At 35.9% G+C, this 685-nt stretch carries 1 tRNA gene; it reads right to left on the bottom strand.

The features are described 5' to 3' along the window. Positions 1 to 287: 287 nt before the first annotated feature. Positions 288 to 373 (bottom strand) — tRNA-Leu (locus NI461_RS14085). Positions 374 to 685: the final 312 nt, after the last annotated feature.

The raw sequence follows: 685 nt of genomic DNA, 5'->3' as shown, positions 1-685 counted from the left end.
CTGCTGTAGTGGCTTATTGTTTGAATCCCAATAAGCCAACTTTCCAAAATATGTTAAAAGGCTAAGTGGATTTCATCGAACTCAGGTTAATATAAAAACGATACCAATGCCCTACTTACGGGTTGCTATGCTTTTTATCCTATTATTTTTAATGGTTTCTTAACGCAGTAATTCACGACATTTCTATTCAAAATCTCAGACAAAATTGAGAAGCCAAGAAAATACAAAGCATCCTGCTAAATTCCAGGCAAAAAAAAACAAGGTATTCACCTTGCTTCTTGTATATATGGTGGGGATAGAGAGACTCGAACTCTCACACCTAGAAGGCGCTGCGACCTGAACACAGTGCGTCTACCAATTCCGCCATATCCCCGTGGCTGTGTATATTATAGAGATCGACTCGTATTGACAAGCACTCATCTAGAAAAATAAGTACTGTTATATCAAAAATTAATCAATTAACCCGGATTTTATTTTACAGCCCTTATTTTTGAACAAATTCACTTCATTTTATGAAAAAAATAAACACTGAATGGCTAGGTAGTATCTAATACAGATTTAGAGCTGACGGAGTTTAAAGTGGGGAAAATATCATCAGCCCATTGTTATGGGCTTTTTTATACTTCTAAGATTTAGAAATTTCAGGCGAAAAAAAACAAGGTCATCGCCTTGTCTCTTTTGATGG

Origin of the sequence: Acinetobacter sp. S4400-12 (genome assembly GCF_024129495.1) — a bacterium.
Lineage (GTDB): Bacteria > Pseudomonadota > Gammaproteobacteria > Pseudomonadales > Moraxellaceae > Acinetobacter > Acinetobacter lwoffii_C.
This window is presented reverse-complemented; position numbering and strand designations above follow the sequence as displayed.